This window comes from Janibacter sp. CoH_79_TC_3, from assembly GCF_058197955.1.
This window is the reverse complement of the sequence record NZ_JBXWIV010000184.1, coordinates 1-241: the sequence shown is the minus strand read 5'-3', so window position 1 is coordinate 241 and position 241 is coordinate 1. Positions and strand designations below refer to the sequence as shown.

General features: G+C 32.8%; 1 protein-coding gene. It reads right to left on the bottom strand.

Translation table 11 applies throughout. The annotated features are described in order from the left end of the window. Positions 1-241 (bottom strand): alpha-amylase family glycosyl hydrolase (locus AC2FA3_RS15565; protein ID WP_490510383.1); only part of this gene is annotated, 241 nt, incomplete at both ends.

The following is a 241-nucleotide window of genomic DNA, read 5'->3' as shown; positions in this document are numbered from 1 at the left end:
GCATATATACCTGGACTATATGACAATAATTCTTCATAATCTCCTTCAATTAATGCTGGATATTGCTTACGTAATTTTATTAAATTTTTATAATAATTAAGTACAGAATTTTCATCTTCTGTTTCTGTTTCCACATTCAAATTAGGATATTCATCATTGAGTGGTAACCATGGTCTGCCAGTAGTAAAGCCTGCTTTAGAGCCACTATTCCATGTCATTGGGCTACGTGCATTATCTCTAC